The organism is Streptomyces sp. NPDC028910 (assembly GCF_055564955.1).
On sequence record NZ_JBVHVF010000035.1, the window covers coordinates 48,211 to 67,947 of the forward strand.

A 19,737-nucleotide genomic window follows, 5' to 3' on the forward strand; every position below is an offset into this window, starting at 1 on the left:
GGCGTAGGGGTGTTGCGTGATCACGAACGGTCTGTGACCGACTGGTTAAGTGTCCATCTGGCCGATTTCACCCCGTTTTCCTGGCCATTTCCGGAATCCCGGTCCGGGGGCGGGGCGGGGCGGGCGCGGGGCGGGCGCGGGGCGGGCGGGGCGAGGGAGCGGGAGAGCGGGGGCCGGGGGAGCCCTACTGGCCCACGCGCCCGGGCTGGAGCGTCGTGGCGTACAGTACGCCGCCACCCTGGCGCCGCAACCGGACGGTGAGTTCTCCGCTGCCGCCGTCGATCTCGACCTCGCCGTAGTACGGAGGGTGCTCCGAGGGGGCCATGTTGGCGAAGGGAGCCGACTGGACGTACGCCGTGCGGGGGCCGAAGGTGGCATCGAGCCGCCCGGCCGGGAAACCGCCGGCCCCGATCGGGCCGGACACGAACTCCCAGAAGGGTGCGAAGTCGGTGAAGGCGGCCCGCTCGGGCGCGTAGTGGTTCGCTGCGGTGTAGTGCACGTCGGCGGTGAGCCAGAGGGTGCCGGTGATGCGCTGGTGCTTGATATGCCGCAGGAGTTCGGCGATCTGGAGTTCGCGCCCCAGCGGGGCGCCGGGATCGCCCTGGGCGACGGCCTCGAAGTTCGCGGCCCCGTCCGGGACGACGATGCCCAGCGGCATGTCCGCGGCGATGACCTTCCAGGTGGCGCGGGAGCGGGAGAGCTCGCGCTTGAGCCAGCCCAGCTGCTCGGGCCCGAGGATGCCGATGGGGTCCTCGGTCTGGGTGCCGGGGGAGTTGACCCCGCGGTAGGTGCGCATGTCGAGCACGAAGACGTCGAGCAGCGGGCCGTAGCGCATCACGCGGTACATCCGTCCCTCGGCGCGGCCGCCGCGCAGGTCGGTGACGGGGAAGTACTCGCCGAAGGCCTGCCGGGCACGGGCGGCGAGCGTGTCGGCCGCCTTGACGGTGTAGCGGGGGTCGTCGATCAGCTGGCCCGGGTACCAGTTGTTGCGCACCTCGTGGTCGTCCCACTGGGCGAGGACCGGGACCTGGGCGTTGAAGCCGAGCAGGTTGTGATCGAGCAGGTTGTAGCGGAAGTTCCCGCGGAACTCGGCGAGCGTCTCGGCGACCTTCGCCTTCTCCTCGGTGGTGACGTTGCGCCAGAGGGTGCCGTCGCGCAGGGGGACAGAGGGCTTGATCGGCCCGTCGGCGTAGATCGTGTCCCCGCTGAAGAGGAAGAAATCGGGGTTGCGCAGGCGCATCTCCTCGAAGACGCGGTAGCCGCCGAGGTCCGGGTTGATGCCCCAGCCCTGGCCTGCCAGGTCGCCGGACCACAGGAAGCGCACGTCGTGGCGGCGGGAGACGGGGGTGGTGCGGAAGGTGCCGTGGACCGGCTGGGCGGTGCGGCGGGGCTCGTCGGGGTCGGCCAGGACGACCCGGTAGTGGATCTGCTGCCCGGGTGGAAGGTCGCGCAGGACGGTGGTTCCGGTGAAGTCGCTGGACGGGCCGAGCAGCGGGCCGCGGTGGCGGCGTACGGCGTAACGGAACGCCTCGCTCGGGGAGGTCTCGACGTACATCCGCGCGAGGCGGTCGGAACGGGTCCAGACGGTGGCCGAGTGGGCGGTGATCTCGCCGGACTGGACGCCCCAGAGCGCGTTCGGCCGGCCGGAGCGGGCGAACGCGGGGGCGGCGAGCGCCGGAGCGGCGAGCAGCGCGGAGGACAGGGCGAGGGAACCGCCGATGAGGGACCGTCGGGTGTGCGGCATCGATGCCATCGGTGCGTCTCCAGGGGCCGGCGAGAACGGGTCGGACCAGCGTGCCCCTGCACACCGGCCCGGCCGCGTCGCCCACGCGAACCACGGATGAACAGCCGTCAGCCGCTCATCCGTTCGGACGCTCAGGCGCCTAGCCCCTCATCGGCCGCTCAGGCGCTCGGACGCCCAGCTGTGCGGCCGGGCGCCCAGCTGTGCGGCCGGGCGCCTGTGGGGCGGTTCAGCCGTTCCCGGGGGTATCCCTCAGGCGGCCGTACGGCTCGCGCTGCGGGCCGTGTCCAGCACCACCCGGGAGACGAGCGCGGGATCGTCGCTCATCGGGACGTGGCCGCAGCCCGGGAGCCGGACCAGCCGGGCGCCGGGGACGGTCTGCTTGGCGCGTACGCCCTGGCGGCGCAGCAGCAGCCGGTCGCGGGTTCCCCAGGCGATGGTGACCGGCAGACCGGGCACGTCGTCGGTGAACCGTACGGAACCGCCCGCGGCCAGGGTCTCCTCGAAACCGGTGGCATCGCGCAGGGCGAGGGTCTCGGCGACCACGGCCTCGGGCGAACGGCGGGACGGGCGGGCGTAGATGGTCCCGGTGAGCGCGGCGCGGCCGGCGGCGTTGCGCGAGAGCCGCTCCACGGCGGGGACGGGCAGCGCCCTGGCGCCGGCGCGCATCGCGAGGAGGGCGGCGAAGGCGTAGCGGCGCTCGCCCTCCGTCCAGAACCCGGCGGGGGAGAGGGCGGTGACCGAGCGGACGAGATCGCTCCGGCCCATTTCGAGGGCGAGCAGCCCGCCGAGTGAGTTGCCCGCGACGTGCGGGCGCTCGACGCCGAGGGCCGTGCAGAGCGCCCCGAGAGCCGGGGCCACGCTCCCGAGGGAGTACGGAACCCCCTGGGGCAGTGGCTCCGAGGCGCCGAAGCCGGGCAGGTCGACGGCGATCACCTCGTGCTCGGCGGCCAGGATGTCCATGACCGGGTGCCAGGCCTGGAGGTGATGACCGATGCCGTGCAGCAGGAGAAGCGGTTCGCCGGCGCCCTTGCGCTCGTAGGCGACGGTGGCGGTGCGGGGGCCGAGCGGCGAACTGATCGTGAAGGAGACCGTGGCGGTCATGCTGCTCCTCGTCGGTTGGACGCGTGTGAGACAGGCTGTCAGTAATGCCTGCTGCCATGATTACCGTCCGGTAGCCCTTGACTACAAGCCTTCGGGACCCACGAGAACATCCCGTGAACGGCTTGATACGTATGCCCGATCTGCCCGGCAAAGGCATGAGCATTGGTCTTGACCAAGGGGATGCCCGGTCCTATCGTCGCAGGGATAGTGCAGGAACCTTTAATAAACAAGGGCGCAGAACTGCCGCTGGAACACACGGCGAGTGCAGCGATGGCAGGAGGAGTCAGGGTGGGGACCACGCAGCTCGAAACGGTGCCGGAGCCGAAGTACTGGCACCTCAAGACCGTCCTCAGCGAGGCGCTCGACCAGGACTTCGCCGTCGGCGAGGTCCTGCCCAACGAGCGTGAGCTCGCGGCCCGTTTCGGAGTCGCCCGTGCGACCCTGCGTCAGGCGCTGGAGCAGCTGGAGCTCGAAGGGCGGCTGCAGCGTCGCCGCGGTGTCGGCACGACCGTCGCCCCGCCGCGCGTCGGCGTCCCCGTCGGCAGTGCGCAGCACAGCTGGCCGGGCGAGAGCGTCGACGGCTGGGAGCCGCTGGACGCGTCCGAGACCCTGCCGTCGGCCGCGGTGCTGAAACTCCTCGGTGCCGGTGGGGCTTTCGCCGCCGACCAGCCGGTCCACACGGTGCGCCGGATCCGGACCTCCCACGGGCAGGTCGTCGCCGCCGAACTGCTCTACGTCCCGGTCGTCTCGGTGCCCGGAGTGCCCGCCATCGAGGCCCCGTCCGGACCCGCCCGCGCCCGCGCCGTCCTGCGTGAGCTCCAGCGGCTGGTCCTCGACGGCCAGGACCGCTCGGTGGAGCTCGGCTCCGCCCGCGCCGACGACGCCAAGGAGCTGGACCGGCTGCCCGGCGCCCCCGTGCTCCTGGTCACCACGCGCTACTTCACCACCGCGGGCACGGCCGCGGTCTCGGTGGCCACCTACCGCGCCGACACCTGCCGCCTCACGTTCGGCGATTCGGGCAACGTCGAGATCACGCACGAGCCCCGCGTCGCTTCCTGACGCCAGGGCGCGCCCGGCATCTCGGCGCGCCCCCCGGTGCCCGAGGCGGGCACCACGGCGGCAGCGTGAGCACGAGCATGAGCGTGCGGGTACGGCCCGGTCCAGCTGTCGCCGGGCCGGGCCGTACCGCGTTCCCGGCCGCGCGGGGGCGGGGTCAGCGGTGGCGGGCCGTGACCGTCTTCTCCACCGCGAAGAGTTCCTCCTCGACGTGGTCCAGCGCGAGGCGGAGGGCGCCGGTCGCCACGGCGGCCTCGCCGAGCAGGGACAGGGCCACCTTCGGCGGGCGCAGGCAGTAGCGTTCCAGTTCCTGGCGGAGGGGTTCCAGGACCCCGTCCAGGCCGGCCGCCCAGCCGCCGACGACCACGAGCTCCGGATCCATGGCCAGGACCAGCGCCGCCACGTCGTGCACCAGTCGCTGCAGGAACCGCTCCACGGCGGCCACCGCGCGCTCGTCGCCCCGCTTGGCCATCGCGAAGACCTCGGCGACGGCCGGCTCGTCCAGTGGATGCAGTGGCTCACCGGTGGTCGACAGCAGCCGCTCGGGCGTGACCTCGCGGCCCAGCAGGTGCAGGGCGCCGATCTCGCCGGCCGCCCCGCCGAAGCCCCGGTGCAGCCGGCCGCCGATCAGCGAGCCCGCGCCGGGACTGAGCCCCGCCATCACGAACACCATGTCGCCGGTGTCCCGGGCCGCCCCCTTCCAGTGCTCGGCGAGCGCTGCCGCGTTGGCGTCGTTCTCCACCTGCACCGGGCAGCGGAACGAGCGCCGCAGCCGCTCCCCGAGCGGCAGCCCGGTCCAGCCGGGCAGCGCGGTGCCGAGGCGGACCGTGCCGTCCGCCTCCACGATCCCGGGGCTGGCGACCCCGACCGCCCGCAAGGAGTCTCGCGGCACCCCGGCGCGGCGCAGCAGATCGGCGACGGCCGCTCTCACCCGCTCCAGCCGTTCGTCGGCGGACGCCGTCTCCGCGACCTCCTTGGTGCCGGCGCCGATGATGCGGCCGTCCAGTCCGGACAGCAGCACCGCGATCCGGTGCGAGCCGATCTCGATGCCGAGCAGGTGACCCGCTTCGACCCGGAAACGGAACCGCCTGGCCGGTCGCCCCTGCCGTCGCGCGCCTTCCTCCGCATCGGCCTCGACGACGAGCCCGGTCGCGATCAGCCCCTCCACCACACCTTCGACGGTCGGCCGGGAGAGTCCGGTCAGCCGTGTGAGGTCGGTGAGGGTCGCCGATCCGGCCGTGCGCAGTGCCCGAAGCACCACGGCGGAATTGATCCGCCGGAGCAGAGAGGGGTCCCCGCCGGTCAGCTGCCCCAACGTGTGTCCTCCCAGCTAGCGAGCTTGTCAGCCGGATCGTACTGCCCGCCCGGTGCGGCGGCGAGAAGCGGCCCCCCATCGGCCGGAACAGCCCTCCCTTCAGGCCGGGGAGACGAACCCCGACTCGTACGCCGTGATCACCGCCTGGGTACGGTCCCGCGCACCCAACTTCGCCAGGATCGCGCTGACATGGGACTTGACCGTCTCCGTGCCGATGATCAGTTCCGCCGCGATCTCCACGTTGGTGAAGCCGCGCGCCATGAGCCGCAGGACCGCCTCCTCCCGCTCGGTCAGCGCGGCCCGTTCCAGCGCCGCCCGCGCCTGCCGGTTCCCGTACTCCGCGGCCAGAGCCCGTACGGCCGCCGGGAAGAGCAGCGTCTCGCCCTCTGCCACCAGCCGTACCGCGTGCACGATCTCCGAAGGCCGGGCGCGCTTCAGGAGGAACCCGTCCGCCCCGGCCCGCAGCGCCTGGTAGACGTACTCGTCGTTCTCGAAGGTGGTCACCACGAGGATCTTCGGCGGGGAGTCCACCGTCCGCAGGACCGCGCGGGTCGCCTCGATCCCGTCGAGCAGCGGCATCCTGACGTCCATCGCCACCACGTCCGGCCGCAGCTGCCGGACGAGCGGGATCACGGAGGCGCCATCGGCCGCCTCGCCCACCACCTCGATATCGGGCTGGGCATCCAGGACGGCACGCAGACCCGCGCGCACCAGGGGTTCGTCGTCGACGAGCAGTACGGTAACCGGCATCCGGTCAGCGTATTCGCTCCAGCGGAAGTCGTGCGTGCACTCTCCAGCCGCCCTCGTACGGCCCCGTCTCCGCCTCCCCGCCGAGCAGCGCGGCCCGCTCCCTTATCCCGCGCAGCCCGCTGCCGCCGCCGACCGTGACCCTGGGGCTTTCCGGCAGCGGGTTCGTCACCTCCAGGTCCAGCCGGCCCGCGGTCATCTCCACCCGCACGCGGACCGGTACGGACCCGCAGTGCCGCAGCACATTGGTCAGCGCCTCCTGCAGGATCCGGTACCCCTCCCGGGTGACGGGCCCGGGCAACTGCTCCAGCGCCCCCGTCAGTTGTGCGTCCACGGCGGAGCCAGAGGCCCGGGCCGATTCCAGCAGCCGGTCCGCCTCCGCCAGCGTCGGCCGCTGCGACGGAGGCTGTCCCGACTCCCGCAGCACCCCCAGCACCCGTTCCAGATCCTCCAGCGCGGCCCGTCCCGTCTCCTCGATCGCACACAGCGCGCGCTCGGTGAACTCCGCGTTCCCCGCGGCCCGGGCGGCGCCCGCCTGCACGACCGCCACGGTCAGCGCGTGCCCGATGGAGTCGTGCAGCTCCCGCGCGATCCGGTTGCGCTCCAGCAGCTGCTCGGTGCGTGCCTCCAGCGCGGTCAGCCGCTCGGCCGCCGAAGGCCCCAGCAGTCTGGAGGCGATGGCGGTGACGGCCTCGCCGAGCAGGACCACCACGACCAACAGCAGGATCAGCGGTAGCGGCACCAGGACGACGGCCGCCCAACGTGGTGGTGTGAAGGGGAGAATGACGTCGTCCGCCCCCAGGGAGCGCCCGGCACCGGTGAAGGCGAGCTCCAGCGCCATGATGGGCAGCCATACCGTTGCCATCATGGCCACCCCGGCCAGCACGAGGCGTATCTCCAGCCACGCGACGGTCCGCCAGCGGTCCCCCCAACGCGCGGACGGCGCGGTGCTGATGGACCCGTCATGTGCGCCGCGCTCGTGCGGGGTCAGCAGGAACTGGGCCTGCAGCCCCTCGGCCAGCCGCACCCAGGGGACCAGGCCGAACGGCGCGACGATCAGGGCGGGCATCCAAGGCCATTCCGGCTCTATGAAGAGCCAGATGGACACGATCAGGATCGGGACCAGCAGGTGCAGCCAGCGGGTGTACGTGACCCCTCGGAGGGGCGCACGAAGCAGTCGGTACATGTCCTCATCCTGACAGTCGGCGGCCGGCCGACGTCTCCCCCGTGCGGGGGAGACGATCCCCCCGCACGGGGGAGGGAAGGGGGTGGGCGGGCGGCGAGTCTTGAGGCATGAACACGATCGAGATCCGAGAACTCACCAAGGAATACGGCACCCACCGTGCGGTGGACGCCCTCACCTTCGACGTCCTGCCCGGGAGGGTCACCGGATTCCTGGGCCCCAACGGCGCCGGCAAGTCCACCACGATGCGGCTGCTGTTGGGGCTGGACCGGGCCACGTCGGGCACCGCCACCATCGGTGGCCGGAGCTATCTGGACTTCCCGGACCCGCTGCACCGGGTCGGCGCCCTCCTGGACGCGCAGGCTGCGCACGGCGGGCGCACCGCCCAGGACCACCTCCGCTTTCTCGCCGCGGCCGGCCGTGTGCCGATGAGCCGGGTGCACGAGGTCCTGGAGCAGGCCGGCATAGCGTCCGTGGCCAAGCGGCGGATCAAGTCCTTCTCGCTCGGCATGCGCCAGCGCCTCGGCATAGCCGCCGCACTGCTGGGCGACCCCGGCGTGCTCCTGCTGGACGAGCCGACCAACGGCCTCGACCCCGAGGGCATCATCTGGATCCGCGAGCTGATGCGCGGTTTCGCCGCCGAAGGGCGCACCGTCCTGGTCTCCAGTCACCTGATGTCGGAGACCTCGGCGCTCGCCGATCACCTGGTCGTGCTCGGCAACGGCAAGCTGCTGGCCGACACCTCGATGAAGGAGTTCATCGACGCCCGCAGCACCCAGAGGGTGCGCCTGCGCACCTCCGACCCGATACGCCTGCGGGCCGCCCTGGCCCGGGACGGCTTCGAGCTGGTGACGGCGGACGACGGGCGATGGACCGTCGAAGGCATGCAGGCCGAACAGCTCGGCGGCCTGGCCGCCCGCGAGGGCATCCCCATGCTGGAACTCTCCGATGAGCGCGCCTCGCTGGAGCAGGCCTACCTCGACCTCACCGCCGATCACGCGCAGTTCACCGCAACTCGCTGACTTTTCCGACCTTCAGGAGGCACCGCCATGCGCGCCGTTCTGCCCACCGTCCCCGCCCTGCACTCGGAATGGATCAAGATACGGTCCCTGCGCGGCACCTTCGGGGCACTGATAGCCGTCTTCGCCGCGACCGCGGGCATCCAGGTGCTGACGGCCGCGGCGATAGGCAAGGCCGAAGCCGGCAGCATGGGATCGGACCCGCTCTACGCGGCCTACTACGGGCTCCTCTTCGGCCAGATCGCCGCCATGACCTTCGGAGCGGGCGCCCTCTCCTGCGAGTTCCAGAACGGCGCTCTGCGCACCTCGCTGGCCGCCGTGCCGAACCGCACCCGCTTCTACCTGTCGAAGATGGCGATGGTGGGGGGACTGGCCCTGCTCGTGGGTCAGATCACCGGGCTGGTCACCTTCGTCGCGGGCCAGGCGTTCATGGGCCCCTACGCCCTTGAGCTCGGCGACCCGGGTACCTACCGTGCCATCGTCGGCAGCGGGCTCTACCTCGCACTGATGGCGCTGTTCGCGGCAGGGCTGGCCGCGGTGCTGCGGAGCGGAACGGCCGTGCTGAGCCTGCTCATACCGTTCGTCCTGCTGGTTTCGTTCATCGTCGGCGAGGCTTCGGGGGGTGTGGCCCAGTTCCTGCCGGACCGTGCCGGGCAGATGGTGATGCACTCGCAGGCGCAGGACGGTCTCGGTCCCTGGACCGGCCTCGGCGTGATGGCGTTGTGGGCGGGAGCCGCGGTGTTCGGTGGCTGGCTGGCGGTGCGCCGCCGGGACGCGTGACGCCGGGCCAGTTGTCAGTGGGCGTCGGGATACTGACGGTATGACCACGGCAGAGCACCTCGACACGATCGACCGGCTCCGGGTGAAGGAGTTCCCGCCCGAGCCGGTCCGGACCGTCGGAAACAGCAGCGGTCCGGGTTTCCACCTGGTCCAGCTCGCTCGGACGCGGGACTTCTGGGACGACGACGGCTCGGGCCGGATCGAGGCGGTCGACCAGGTCAGGGCCGAGTACGGGGCGCTCGCCCAGGCCGTGAGCCACCGGTGGGGGGAGCCGCAGATCTTCAGCCTGGCGTCGGTGCTGGACCGGAGCCTTGACGGGGAGGAGATACCGGAGCCGTGGGACGAGGTGAGCAACAGCACCGACCACGTGCACCTGTGGCGGATCGAGGACCGGTGGCTGGTCGCCTATGTCGCCCAGTGGGACACGGAGACCCCGTACCTGCTGATGGCAGGGGTCACGGTCATCGACCCGCCCTAGGAGGACCCGGCGGCCGCGCGGAGGCGGGCGTACTCGTGGGCCATGGATTCGGCGGTCCAGTGGGCGTTGAGGCCGCTGGGGTTGGGCAGGGCCCAGATGCGGGTGGAGCCGATGGTCCGCTCCTGGGGGCCGATCTGCGCCTTCCGTTCGCCGAAGGCGGTGCGGTAGGCGGTGACTCCGACCACCGCCAGCCACTGGGGGCGCAGCAGGTCCACCTTGGCCGTCAGGAGCCGGCCGCCCTCGCGGAACTCCTCGGCGCTCAGCTCGTCGGCGCGTGCCGTGGCACGGGCCACGACGTTGGTGATGCCGAGACGGTAGGTCAGCAGCTCCTCCTGCTCCGCGGGGGCCAGCCGGCGCGGGGTGAAGCCCGAGAGGTGCAGGACGGGCCAGAACCGGTTGCCGGGGCGGGCGAAGTGGTGGCCCGTCGCGGCGGAGAGGAGTCCCGGATTGATCCCGCAAAAGAGCACACGCAGACCGCCCGCGACCACGTCCGGGAGGACGCGGTCGCGGGCGGCGTTCAGCTCGTCGGGGGTCAGAGGATCGACCCCGGCGCGTACCCGGCGGCCTCCGGGTGCTGCTTGGCGATCGCCTCGATACGGGAGACCACGGCCGCGACCTGGTCGCCCGCGGCGCCGGTGAAGGACAGCTTGTCGGCCATCAGGGCGTCGAGCTGGGCCCGGTCCAGCGGCATCCGCTCGTCCGCGGCCAGCTTGTCCAGCAGCTCGTTGCGTTCGGCGCCCTGCTCGCGCATGGCGAGCGCGGAGGCGACCGCGTGCTCCTTGATGACCTCGTGGGCGGCCTCGCGGCCCACGCCGGCCCGCACCGCGCCCATCAGGACCTTGGTGGTCGCGAGGAAGGGCAGGTAGCGGTCCAGTTCGCGGGCGACGACGGCCGGGAAGGCGCCGAACTCGTCGAGGACCGTCAGGAAGGTCTCCAGCAGGCCGTCGAAGGCGAAGAACGCGTCCGGCAGGGCCACGCGGCGGACCACGGAGCAGGAGACGTCGCCCTCGTTCCACTGGTCGCCGGCCAGCTCGCCGGTCATCGAGGCGTAGCCGCGCAGGATGACCATCAGGCCGTTCACACGCTCACAGGAGCGGGTGTTCATCTTGTGCGGCATCGCGGAGGAACCGACCTGGCCGGGCTTGAAGCCCTCGGTGACCAGCTCGTGGCCGGCCATCAGACGGATCGTCTTCGCGATCGACGAGGGGGCGGCGGCCAGCTGCACCAGCGCGGTGACCACGTCGTAGTCGAGCGAGCGCGGGTAGACCTGACCGACCGAGGTGAAGGCCTGGGCGAAGCCGAGGTGGGCGGCGATCCGCTGCTCCAGGTCGGCGAGCTTGGCGGCGTCGCCGCCAAGCAGGTCGAGCATGTCCTGGGCGGTGCCGACGGGGCCCTTGATGCCGCGCAGCGGGTAGCGGCCCAGCAGGTCCTCGAGGCGGTCGTAGGCCACCAGCAGCTCGTCGGCCGCCGTGGCGAAGCGCTTGCCCAGCGTGGTCGCCTGCGCGGCCACGTTGTGAGAGCGGCCGGCCATGACCAGCTCGGCGTGCTCGCCGGCCAGCTTGCCGAGACGGGAGAGGACGGCGACCGTACGGTCCCGGGCCAGCTCCAGCGAGAGCCGGATCTGCAGCTGCTCGACGTTCTCGGTCAGGTCGCGGGAGGTCATGCCCTTGTGGACGTGCTCGTGACCGGCGAGGGCGTTGAACTCCTCGATGCGGGCCTTCACGTCGTGCCGGGTGACCTTCTCGCGCTCGGCGATGGAGGCGAGGTCGACGGTCTCCAGGACGCGTTCGTAGTCGGCGAGGGCCTCGTCCGGGACCTCGATACCGAGGTCCTTCTGGGCGCGCAGCACGGCGAGCCACAGCCGCCGCTCCAGCGTCACCTTGTACTCGGGGGACCACAGGACGGCGAGCTCCGCGGAGGCGTAGCGGCCGGCCAGGACATTGGGGATGCGGGGCTTGGCAGTCACGTGGAGGGATTCTACTTGGGCCGCCGCTGTGCGTTTACGCAGGTAGGGCCACCGCTGTCGATTGTGCCTTGCTACGAGACCGGCGAGTCCTCGTACGGCAGCAGCTCCGCGCGCTTGGCCGGGCGGCCGTCCCCGGAGGAGCGGCCCGTCAGGCGGCGGCCGATCCAGGGCAGCAGGTGCCGGCGGGCGAAGCTCAGGTCCTGGGCCCGGCGTACCGTCCACCCGGGGGGTGCGGCGGCGGGCAGGCCGGTGCGCCAGTCCCGCTCGGCGGGCAGGCCCAGCGTCTGCCACACGGCCTCCGCCACCCGGTGGTGTCCCTCGGCCGTCAGGTGCAGCCGGTCGACGTCCCACATCCGGGGGTCCCCGAGCACGGGCGCCCCGTACAGGTCCACCACCAGGGCGCCGTGCCGGGCGGCGAGTTCCTCGATGGTGGCGAAGAGCTCCTCCATCCGCGGCCGGAAGCGCTCCATCACCGGCCCTCTGCGCCCCGGGGAGCGCATCAGGACGAGCTGTTTGCAGGACGGCGCGAGGAGTTCCACGGCCGCCTCCAGGTGGTCCCGGACCCGGCCCATGTCCACCTTGGGGCGCAGTGCGTCGTTCAGCCCGCCCACCAGGGTCACGACATCGGCGCCCATCGCCGCCGCCACCGGGACCTGGTCCTCCACGATCTGCCCGATCAGCTTTCCGCGGACCGCGAGGTTCGCGTAACGGAAGCCCGGCTCCCGCGCCGCGAGGCGGGCGGCCAGCAGGTCGGCCCAGCCCCGGTAGGACCCGTCCGGAAGCAGGTCCGACATGCCCTCGGTGAAGGAGTCGCCGACCGCGACAAAGCTGGTGTACGAGGCATTCATCTCCATGGCGGAGTGATGTTACCGCGCGGTACCCCCGGCCCCGCAGGCCGGGGACCACGCGTTCTGGACGGATGGACGGATGGAGGGATGGAGGGATGGAGGGATGACGGATGGAGGGATTACGAGGACGCCGGCCTGCCGAACAGGTCCCGCAGGACGTCCTCCATCGTGACCAGGCCCGTCATGGCACCGTTCGCCCCGAGGACCGCCGCCAGGTGCGTACGGCTGCGCCGCATGGCGGTCAGCACGTCGTCCAGCGGGGTCTCCGCCCGTACCTGGGCGATCGGCCGCAGCGCCGACACCGGGAACGGCTCGTCCCGTGCTTCCCCGGCCGCGTCCAGGGCGTCCTTGACGTGCAGGTAGCCCAGGATCCTGTCCTGCGCGTCGATCACCGGGAACCGGGAGTACCCGGACTCGGCGGACAGCCGCTCCAGCGCGGCCGGAGTGATCCCCTCGCGGGCCGGAACCACCCGGTCGGCCGGCAGCACCACATCGGTCACGGGACGCCGGCCCAGTTCCAGGGCGTCGTGCAGGCGCTCTCTCGCCCGGTCGTCGAGGAGCCCCGCGTCACTGGAGTCCTTGACCATCCGTGCCAGCTCGTCGTCCGAGAAGGTCGCCGTCACCTCGTCCCTGACCTCCACCCGCAGCAGTCGCAGCAGCACGTTGGCGAAGGCGTTGATCGTGAAGATCACCGGCCGCAGCGCCCGCGTGAGGGCCACCAGCGGCGGCCCCAGCAGCAGTGCGGTGCGCACCGGCTCGGACAGCGCCACGTTCTTCGGCACCATCTCGCCGAAGAGCATGTGCAGGTACGTCGCCAGCGCCAGCGCCACCACGAAGGAGATGGCGTGCGTCACGCCGTGCGGTACGCCGACGAGGTCGAACAGCGGGGTCAGCAGATGGGCGATGGCCGGTTCGGCCACCACGCCCAGCACCAGCGTGCACAGCGTGATGCCCAGCTGGGCCGCGGCCATCAGCGCCGAGACGTGCTCCAGACCCCACAGGACCGAGTGGGCCCGCCGGTCGCCCCGCTCGGCGTACGGCTCGATCTGGCTGCGCCGGACCGAGATCAGGGCGAACTCCGCACCGACGAAGAAGGCGTTGACGACCAGGGTCGCCAGTCCGATCAGCAGCTGAATGGCGGTCATCGGGCCTGCTCCGTTCCGTCGGCGGGGTCGGCCGGGGCGTGCAGCAGCACCCGCGCGGCCCGCCGCCCGCCCGCGTCCACCACGTCCAGCTGCCAGCCACCCAGTTCCAGACTGTCGCCGACGGCCGGGATCCGGCCCAGCTCGGTCGCTATCAGGCCGGCCAGGGTCTCGTACGGGCCGTCCGGCACGCGCAGTCCGATCCGCTGGAGCTGGTCGGTGCGCGCCGCGCCGTCGGCGGAGTAGAGCAGGCGCCCGGAGCCGTCCGTACCGGCCGGGGCCAGGTCCGGGGTCTCGTGCGGGTCGTGCTCGTCGCGGACCTCGCCGACGACCTCCTCGACGATGTCCTCCAGCGTGGCCACACCGGCCGTGCCGCCGTACTCGTCGATGACCACGGCCATCGTCTGCTTGCCGGACAGCCGGTCCAGCAGCCGGTCCACGGTCAGCGACTCCGGTACGAGGAGGGGCTCGCGCAGCAGCTGTGACACCGGGTGGCGGCGGCGCTGCTCGGCGGGCAGGGCCAGTACGTCCTTGATGTGGACGGTGCCGACGACGGTGTCGAGGCTTCCGCGGTAGACGGGGAAGCGGGACAGGCCGGTGGCCAGCGTCGCGTTCGCCACGTCCTCGGCGGTGGTCTGCACGTCGAGGGCGGTGACCTGGACGCGCGGGGTCATGACGTTCTCCGCGGTCAGGTCGGCCAGGTTCAGGGTCCGGACGAACAGCTCGGCGGTGTCCTTCTCCAGGGCGCCCGCCTTCGCGGAATGGCGCGCCAGGGCGACCAGCTCCTGCGGGGTGCGCGCGGAGGCCAGCTCCTCGGCCGGCTCCATGCCGAGCCGGCGCACCATGTGGTTCGCGGTGGTGTTGAGGTGGCTGATCAGGGGTTTGAAGGCCCGGCTGAAGACCCGCTGCATGGTCGCCACGCGCTTGGCGAGCGCCAGCGGGGAGGAGATCGCCCAGTTCTTCGGTACGAGCTCGCCGATCACCATCAGGACGACGGTCGACAGGACGGTGCTCAGGACCAGGGCGGTGGAGGACGCGGCGCCGGCCGACAGGCCGAGGGCCTTGAACGGGCCCTGGAGCAGGGCGGCGATCGACGGCTTGGAGATCATGCCGATGACCAGGCCGGTCACGGTGATGCCGAGCTGGGCGCCGGAGAGCTGGAACGTCAGGGTGCGGACGGCCGCCAGGGCGCTGTCGGCCCCGCGCTCGCCGCGCTCGACGGCCCGTTCGAGTTCGCTGCGCTCGACGGTCGTCAGCGAGAACTCGGCCGCGACGAACGCTCCGCAGGCGATGCAGAGCAGCAGTGCCACGACGAGCAGGAGCACTTCGGTCATCGGTCGCTCACCTCCGTCCCATGATCGGACAGGAGGAGGGGTACCGCGCGATGTCGCGACCGGGTATGTCGTGGACTGGGAGGCTCGCCCATGGGCGGACGCTCACACCTTTCATCAAGTTCATCAAGAGGACCTTTGCCCACATGGTAAAGGACGGGCAAAGAGAACGGATCATTCTTTTGGCGGGGTGCGGCCGGGTGATGGGATCCGGACATGAGTGATCTTCATATCGACCCCGCGTCGGCCGCGGATCTCGGCGCCGTACTCGACTTCTGGAAGACGTCCGCCGAGGGAACGAGTATCAGTGACGACCTCGCCGGGGTCGAACGCCTCCACGAGCGGGACCCCGACGCACTGCTGCTCGCCCGGCGCGACGGCGAACTGGTCGGGACCGTGATCGCCGGCTTCGACGGGTGGCGCTGTCACCTGTACCGGCTCGCCGTGCACCCCGGGCACCGCAGGCAGGGGATCGGGGCCGCGCTGCTGGCCGCCGCCGAGGAACGTTTCGTGGCGCTCGGCGGGCGGCGGGGGGACGCGATGGTGCTCGACCGCAACGAGCGGGCGCACCGGGTGTGGGACGCGGCGGGGTACCGGCCCGAGGAGCAGTGGACGCGCTGGGTCAAGCCGCTCGGCGGGCCGCCCCGATGACGCAGTAAGAGGTGGGGAGGGCCGGGCCGCGCTCGGGCAACCGGAAGCCGCGGTGCCGGACGATCCGGAAGCCGGCGGCCTCGATGGCGGCGAGCGGGTCGCGAGCGGTGTGGCAGCCGCCGAAGAGGTGGGGCCAGACGGTCCGGTCCAGGGTGCGCTGGACGGCCGCCATACCGGGGCCGGGCGCGAGGCCGTGCTCGAAGAAGCGCAGCTCGGCGCCGGGGCGCAGGACGCGGTGCAGTTCGGAGAGGGAGCGGGGCAGGTCCCGTACGGAGCACAGCACCAACGAGGCGACGGCGGTGTCGAAGGCCTCGCTCTTGACCGGGAGGGCCTCGGCGGCGCCGGGTACGACGTCCACGGGGACCTCGCAGCGGAGGGCGGCGGAGGCGGCGAGCCGGCGGAGGGTGCGCTCCGGTTCGACGGCGACCACTTCGGAGACGGTGCGGGGGTAGTGCGGGAAGTTCAGGCCGTTGCCGGCGCCGATCTCGATGACGCGGCCGGTCACTCCGTGGAGGAGTTCGGTACGGAGGGGGGCGATGCCGGCGCGGGTCTCTGCGGCTTTGCTGGCGCGGGCGTAGAAGCGGGCGAAGAGGGGGTGGTGGACGGGGTCGCGGGGTGGGGCGGGGTGGCGGCGGCGCAGGGGCATGACGGGCCTCCGGGTGGGGGGCGGTCGTGTACCTCCAGCTTGCCCTTTTCGCTGGCGCTCATCCCTGGGGTGCGGGTTCCGGTGTGCCTCCCGGGTGCGGCGCCGTTGCTGGGGGCGCTGCCCCCGGACCCCCGCGCCTCAAACGCCGGCGAGGCTGAAAGATCGGGGCTCCGCCCCGGGCCCCGCGCCTCAAACGCCGGCGGGGCTGGATGTGCCCGGCGGGGCTGGATTGGTGCGGCGGGGATCGGTTGGGGCGGGCAGGGCTCAGACGCCGGCGCGGGCGTAGGGCGGGGGGGACCAGGTGGACAGGAAGGAGTGGGCTGACCAGGTGCCGTGGAGGGGTGGGGCCAGCCAGGACGGGGCCGTGGTGCGGAAGTGGGGCGGGGGGAGGGTGCCCGAGTGCTCCGGGATCGCGCCCAGGAGGGGGAGGCCCGAGGCCTTGGTGAGGTCGGCCAGGTTGCAGCGGGACGCCAGGTCCGGGGTTTCGGGCCAGCTGCCGACCACCACGCCCAGCGGGGTCAGGTTCCGGGCGCGGAGGGCTTCCGCCGTGAGGGTGGTGGAGTTGAGGGTTCCGAGGCCCGCCGGAGCGACGATCAGGGTCGGGGCGTCGAGGAGGCGGGCTGCGTCGGCCAGCGTGTGGCCCGCCTCGTCGAAGTGGACCAGCAGTCCGCCCGCGCCCTCCACCAGCACCAGGTCGTGGTCCAGGGACAACTGCCGCGCGGCCTCCGCGATGTCCGCCGGGGCGAGCGCCGGGAGCCCCGAGCGGCGGGCCGCCGTGTCCGGGGCCAAAGGCTCGGGATAGCGCGCCAGTTCCACCGCCGTGACGGAGGGTCCGGCCAGGCGGACCGCTTCCGCGGCGTCCCCCGGCTCCTGCGGGCCGACACCCGTCTGTGCGGGCTTGAGCACCGCCACCGAGCGGCCGGCCGCCACCGCCGCGGCCGCGATCGCCGACGTGACGACCGTCTTGCCGATCTCCGTGCCCGTCCCGGACACCATCAGTACGGATGTTTCCAGAGTTTGGGTCATTGCGCTTGTCCTAGCCTTCCTGTGCCGCCGCGTGTACCGCGCGGCAGATACGGGTCAGGTCCTCGTCGTCGGTGACGAACGGCGGCATCACGTAGATCAGGTCCCGGAACGGCCGCAGCCACACGCCCTCGCGCACCGCCGCCCGGGTGGCCGCCGGCACGTCGACCTCGTGGTCCAGCTGGACCACGCCGATCGCGCCCAGCACGCGTACGTCCCGTACGCCGGGGACCTCGGCCGCCGGCGCCAGGCCCTCGCGCAGCCCCGCCTCGATCCGCTCGACCTCCTTCGCCCAGTCCTGGCCGAGGAGGAGGTCGACCGAGGCGAGTGCCACGGCCGTCGCGAGGGGGTTGCCCATGAAGGTCGGCCCGTGCGCGAGCACCGGAACCTCGCCCTGGGAGATCCCGTCCGCCACCCGCTCCGTGCACAGCGTCGCCGCCAGCGTGAGGTAGCCGCCGGTCAGGGACTTGCCCAGGCACATCACGTCCGGGGTGATCCCCGCGTGGTCGGCGGCGAAGAGTGCGCCCGTACGGCCGAAGCCCGTGGCGATCTCGTCCAGGACGAGGAGCACGCCGTACTCGTCGCACAGGTCGCGCAGCACCCGGAGGTAGGCCGGGTTGTGGAAGCGCATGCCGCCCGCGCCCTGGACCACCGGCTCCACGATGACGGCGGCCAGCTCGTCCGCGTGCGCGGCGATCAGGGAGCGCAGGTGGTCGGCGTACGCCGGGTCCACGGGCGTGTCGAAGCCGCCGGGCGGGGCGTCCGCGAAGACCTGCCGCGGCAGGTGACCCTGCCACAGCTCGTGCATGCCGCCCTCGGGGTCGCACACGGCCATCGGCTGCCAGGTGTCCCCGTGGTAGCCGCCGCGCCAGGTGAGGAGGCGGGTCTTGCCGGTGTGGCCGAGCGAACGCCAGTACTGGAGGCACATCTTGACCGCGACCTCGACCGAGACCGAGCCCGAGTCGGAGAGGAAGACGTGCTCCAGCCCCGGCGGGGTGATCTCGACGAGCCTCTCGGCGAGCCGGACGGCGGGCTCGTGCGTGAGCCCGCCGAACATCACGTGCGACATCCGCCCCAGCTGCGCGGTCGCTGCCTCGTTGAGCACCGGGTGGTTGTAGCCGTGGATCGCCGACCACCAGGAGGACATGCCGTCGACCAGCTCCTCGTGGCCGCCTTCGCCCTGGGCCGGGTCGGCGAGCCGCAGCCGGACCCCCGAGGCGGAGGCGATGACCAGCGGCTCCTGCCGCCCGGGCATCGGACCGTACGGGTGCCAGACGTGCCGGCGGTCCAGTGCGAGCAGTTCCGCGCCGGCCGACAGCGGGTGGAGCTGATCAGGCATTGGGGGCGATGTCCGTCCCCGCGCCGCGGCGGCGTACCGCCACCAGGTCCGACCGGACCTCGCCGGCCTCGGCCTGAGCCGGTACGGGCGTCGCCTCCGCGGGCCCGTGCCCGGAGCAGCCACCGCACGCCGAGCCGCAGCCCGCGGCGGGGGCGTCCTCGGCCGCGGCCGCGCCCGAACCGCAGAGCGAGGCGCCGCCGTTCGAACCGCAGCCCCCGGAGGCGGCCGCGGCCGCCGCGTCGGAGCGGTGCGCGGGGAGGGTCGTCGTACCGGCGCCCTCCACCTCGAAACCGGCGTCCGCGATCATGTCGAGGTCGGCCTGACCGGCCTGGCCCTCACTGGTCAGGTAGTCGCCCAGGAAGATCGAGTTGACCAGGTGCAGGGCCAGCGGCTGCATCGAGCGCAGGTGCACCTCGCGCCCGCCCGCGAGCCGGACCTCGACGTCGGGGCAGACGAACCGGGCCATCGCCAGGATCCGCAGGCAGCGCTGCGGGGTGAGGTTCCACTCCTTGGCCAGCGGGGTGCCCTCAAAGGGGATCAGGAAGTTGACCGGGACCGAGTCCGCGTCCAGCTCGCGCAGCGAGAAGACGACGTCGACCAGGTCCTCGTCGCTCTCGCCCATGCCCGCGATCAGACCGGAGCACGCGGACAGGCCGGCGGCGTGCGCCTTCTGCACGGTGTCGACCCGGTCCGCGTAGGTGTGGGTCTTGGTGATCTGCCCGTACGTCGCCTCGGAGGTGTTGAGGTTGTGGTTGTAGGCGTCCGCGCCCGCGTCCCGCAGCTTCTCCGCCTGGCCGTCCGAGAGCAGGCCGAGGCACGCGCAGACCTCGATGCCCTCGTTCTGCTCCTTGATCGCGGCGATCGTCTTGCCGACGCGGTCCACGTCCCGGTCCGTCGGCCCGCGGCCGCTCGCGACCAGGCAGACCCGCTTCGCGCCGCCCGCGACGCCGGCGGCGGCGGCCTGGGAGGCCTCCTCCGGCTTCAGCCACGTGTACTTGAGGATCTCGGCCTTCGACCCCAGACGCTGGGAGCAGTAGGAGCAGTCCTCCGGGCACAGGCCCGACTTCAGGTTGACCAGGTAGTTCAGCTTGACCCGACGCCCGAACCACTGGCGGCGCACCTTGCCGGCCGCGGCCACCACGTCGAGCAGTTCGTCGTCAGAAGTCGCCAGTACGGCGAGCGCTTCTTCGCGGGTCGGCAGCTCGCGCCGCAGCCCCTTGTCCACCAGGGTGTTCAGCAGGTCCATGGACCCGATCCTGGACCACACGACCACTCCCGGCCAAGGAGAGATCGCACAACATGGCCGGATGGGTGTGTGTGTATCACCACACCTGGCGCACAAGTCACGGCCGCTAGGGTCGGGCAGGT

19 protein-coding genes are annotated in these 19,737 nt (G+C 72.3%); 5 read left to right on the top strand and 14 right to left on the bottom strand.

The window, feature by feature from the left end; genetic code table 11:
* Positions 1-184: 184 nt before the first annotated feature.
* Positions 185-1,753, bottom strand: a complete 1,569-nt coding sequence (locus ACZ4TV_RS30515; RefSeq protein WP_468138359.1) for an alkaline phosphatase D family protein — start codon at positions 1,751-1,753, stop codon at positions 185-187.
* A 240-nt stretch (positions 1,754-1,993) separates the two neighbouring features.
* Positions 1,994-2,845, bottom strand: a complete 852-nt coding sequence (locus tag ACZ4TV_RS30520; RefSeq protein ID WP_468138360.1) for an alpha/beta fold hydrolase — start codon at positions 2,843-2,845, stop codon at positions 1,994-1,996.
* Between the two features lie 288 nt (positions 2,846-3,133).
* Here ACZ4TV_RS30520 and ACZ4TV_RS30525 point away from each other — a divergent pair, with 288 nt between their 5' ends.
* Positions 3,134-3,904: a GntR family transcriptional regulator gene (locus ACZ4TV_RS30525; RefSeq protein WP_468138361.1), complete on the top strand. Its 771-nt coding sequence runs from the start codon at positions 3,134-3,136 to the stop codon at positions 3,902-3,904.
* 154 nt (positions 3,905-4,058) lie between these two features.
* Here the strand turns inward: ACZ4TV_RS30525 and ACZ4TV_RS30530 are convergent, their stop codons facing one another.
* The 3 genes from ACZ4TV_RS30530 to ACZ4TV_RS30540 form a co-directional block, all read right to left on the bottom strand.
* Entirely contained in the window at positions 4,059-5,216 is a 1,158-nt protein-coding gene (locus ACZ4TV_RS30530) for an ROK family transcriptional regulator (protein ID WP_468138362.1), read from the bottom strand.
* Between the two features lie 99 nt (positions 5,217-5,315).
* The gene (locus tag ACZ4TV_RS30535; protein WP_468138363.1) at positions 5,316-5,966 is read right to left on the bottom strand and encodes a response regulator transcription factor; all 651 of its coding nucleotides are present in this window, start codon (positions 5,964-5,966) and stop codon (positions 5,316-5,318) included.
* Positions 5,967-5,970: 4 nt separating this feature from the next.
* Positions 5,971-7,149 (bottom strand): sensor histidine kinase, encoded by a 1,179-nt coding sequence (locus ACZ4TV_RS30540; protein WP_468138364.1) that lies wholly within the window; start codon positions 7,147-7,149, stop codon positions 5,971-5,973.
* Positions 7,150-7,256: 107 nt separating this feature from the next.
* Here ACZ4TV_RS30540 and ACZ4TV_RS30545 point away from each other — a divergent pair, with 107 nt between their 5' ends.
* The 3 genes from ACZ4TV_RS30545 to ACZ4TV_RS30555 are packed head-to-tail and all read left to right on the top strand — an operon-like array spanning position 7,257 to position 9,423.
* Positions 7,257-8,168, top strand: a complete 912-nt coding sequence (locus tag ACZ4TV_RS30545; protein ID WP_468138365.1) for an ABC transporter ATP-binding protein — start codon at positions 7,257-7,259, stop codon at positions 8,166-8,168.
* Between the two features lie 27 nt (positions 8,169-8,195).
* Entirely contained in the window at positions 8,196-8,945 is a 750-nt protein-coding gene (locus tag ACZ4TV_RS30550) for an ABC transporter permease (RefSeq protein WP_468138366.1), read from the top strand.
* Positions 8,946-8,985: 40 nt separating this feature from the next.
* Positions 8,986-9,423: a hypothetical protein gene (locus ACZ4TV_RS30555; protein WP_468138368.1), complete on the top strand. Its 438-nt coding sequence runs from the start codon at positions 8,986-8,988 to the stop codon at positions 9,421-9,423.
* Here the strand turns inward: ACZ4TV_RS30555 and mug are convergent.
* The 5 genes from mug to ACZ4TV_RS30580 all read right to left on the bottom strand — a co-directional run bounded on the left by mug (position 9,420) and on the right by ACZ4TV_RS30580 (position 14,713).
* Complete coding sequence (gene mug, locus ACZ4TV_RS30560; protein WP_468138410.1) at positions 9,420-9,959, bottom strand: G/U mismatch-specific DNA glycosylase; 540 nt, start codon at positions 9,957-9,959, stop codon at positions 9,420-9,422. The genes ACZ4TV_RS30555 and mug overlap by 4 nt on opposite strands.
* On the bottom strand, positions 9,956-11,389 hold the full coding sequence (gene purB / locus ACZ4TV_RS30565) for an adenylosuccinate lyase (protein WP_453787112.1): 1,434 nt from the start codon (positions 11,387-11,389) through the stop codon (positions 9,956-9,958). The genes mug and purB overlap by 4 nt, the downstream gene beginning before the upstream one ends.
* A gap of 71 nt (positions 11,390-11,460) precedes the next feature.
* Positions 11,461-12,243, bottom strand: a complete 783-nt coding sequence (locus ACZ4TV_RS30570; protein ID WP_468138370.1) for an SGNH/GDSL hydrolase family protein — start codon at positions 12,241-12,243, stop codon at positions 11,461-11,463.
* A gap of 113 nt (positions 12,244-12,356) precedes the next feature.
* A complete protein-coding gene (locus ACZ4TV_RS30575) occupies positions 12,357-13,382 on the bottom strand; it encodes a hemolysin family protein (RefSeq protein ID WP_468138371.1) in 1,026 nt (341 codons plus the stop codon).
* On the bottom strand, positions 13,379-14,713 hold the full coding sequence (locus ACZ4TV_RS30580) for a hemolysin family protein (RefSeq protein ID WP_468138372.1): 1,335 nt from the start codon (positions 14,711-14,713) through the stop codon (positions 13,379-13,381). The genes ACZ4TV_RS30575 and ACZ4TV_RS30580 overlap by 4 nt, the downstream gene beginning before the upstream one ends.
* A gap of 213 nt (positions 14,714-14,926) precedes the next feature.
* Here ACZ4TV_RS30580 and ACZ4TV_RS30585 point away from each other — a divergent pair, with 213 nt between their 5' ends.
* Positions 14,927-15,361 (top strand): GNAT family N-acetyltransferase, encoded by a 435-nt coding sequence (locus ACZ4TV_RS30585; RefSeq protein WP_468138373.1) that lies wholly within the window; start codon positions 14,927-14,929, stop codon positions 15,359-15,361.
* On the opposite strand, the gene ACZ4TV_RS30590 is transcribed toward ACZ4TV_RS30585, so the two are convergent.
* From ACZ4TV_RS30590 to bioB, 4 genes are all read right to left on the bottom strand, one after another.
* A complete protein-coding gene (locus tag ACZ4TV_RS30590; protein WP_468138375.1) occupies positions 15,333-16,007 on the bottom strand; it encodes a methyltransferase domain-containing protein in 675 nt (224 codons plus the stop codon). The two genes, ACZ4TV_RS30585 and ACZ4TV_RS30590, sit on opposite strands and share 29 nt — an antisense overlap.
* 264 nt (positions 16,008-16,271) lie before the next feature.
* Positions 16,272-17,033: a dethiobiotin synthase gene (bioD, locus tag ACZ4TV_RS30595; protein WP_468138377.1), complete on the bottom strand. Its 762-nt coding sequence runs from the start codon at positions 17,031-17,033 to the stop codon at positions 16,272-16,274.
* 10 nt (positions 17,034-17,043) lie between these two features.
* Positions 17,044-18,369: an adenosylmethionine--8-amino-7-oxononanoate transaminase gene (locus ACZ4TV_RS30600; RefSeq protein ID WP_468138379.1), complete on the bottom strand. Its 1,326-nt coding sequence runs from the start codon at positions 18,367-18,369 to the stop codon at positions 17,044-17,046.
* Positions 18,362-19,615: a biotin synthase BioB gene (gene bioB / locus ACZ4TV_RS30605; protein ID WP_468138380.1), complete on the bottom strand. Its 1,254-nt coding sequence runs from the start codon at positions 19,613-19,615 to the stop codon at positions 18,362-18,364. Before bioB ends, ACZ4TV_RS30600 begins: the two co-directional genes overlap by 8 nt.
* Positions 19,616-19,737 lie beyond the last annotated feature (122 nt).

Coding starts and splice junctions, on each gene's coding strand:
- ACZ4TV_RS30575 (WP_468138371.1), bottom strand. CDS start 13,382: ATGACCGCCATTCAGCTGCTGATCGGACTGGCGACCCTGGTCGTCAAC.
- ACZ4TV_RS30555 (WP_468138368.1), top strand. CDS start 8,986: ATGACCACGGCAGAGCACCTCGACACGATCGACCGGCTCCGGGTGAAG.
- ACZ4TV_RS30520 (WP_468138360.1), bottom strand. CDS start 2,845: ATGACCGCCACGGTCTCCTTCACGATCAGTTCGCCGCTCGGCCCCCGC.
- ACZ4TV_RS30570 (WP_468138370.1), bottom strand. CDS start 12,243: ATGGAGATGAATGCCTCGTACACCAGCTTTGTCGCGGTCGGCGACTCC.
- ACZ4TV_RS30550 (WP_468138366.1), top strand. CDS start 8,196: ATGCGCGCCGTTCTGCCCACCGTCCCCGCCCTGCACTCGGAATGGATC.
- ACZ4TV_RS30535 (WP_468138363.1), bottom strand. CDS start 5,966: ATGCCGGTTACCGTACTGCTCGTCGACGACGAACCCCTGGTGCGCGCG.
- ACZ4TV_RS30585 (WP_468138373.1), top strand. CDS start 14,927: ATGAGTGATCTTCATATCGACCCCGCGTCGGCCGCGGATCTCGGCGCC.
- ACZ4TV_RS30540 (WP_468138364.1), bottom strand. CDS start 7,149: ATGTACCGACTGCTTCGTGCGCCCCTCCGAGGGGTCACGTACACCCGC.
- bioD (WP_468138377.1), bottom strand. CDS start 17,033: ATGACCCAAACTCTGGAAACATCCGTACTGATGGTGTCCGGGACGGGC.
- ACZ4TV_RS30590 (WP_468138375.1), bottom strand. CDS start 16,007: ATGCCCCTGCGCCGCCGCCACCCCGCCCCACCCCGCGACCCCGTCCAC.
- ACZ4TV_RS30515 (WP_468138359.1), bottom strand. CDS start 1,753: ATGGCATCGATGCCGCACACCCGACGGTCCCTCATCGGCGGTTCCCTC.
- ACZ4TV_RS30600 (WP_468138379.1), bottom strand. CDS start 18,369: ATGCCTGATCAGCTCCACCCGCTGTCGGCCGGCGCGGAACTGCTCGCA.
- ACZ4TV_RS30545 (WP_468138365.1), top strand. CDS start 7,257: ATGAACACGATCGAGATCCGAGAACTCACCAAGGAATACGGCACCCAC.
- bioB (WP_468138380.1), bottom strand. CDS start 19,615: ATGGACCTGCTGAACACCCTGGTGGACAAGGGGCTGCGGCGCGAGCTG.
- ACZ4TV_RS30580 (WP_468138372.1), bottom strand. CDS start 14,713: ATGACCGAAGTGCTCCTGCTCGTCGTGGCACTGCTGCTCTGCATCGCC.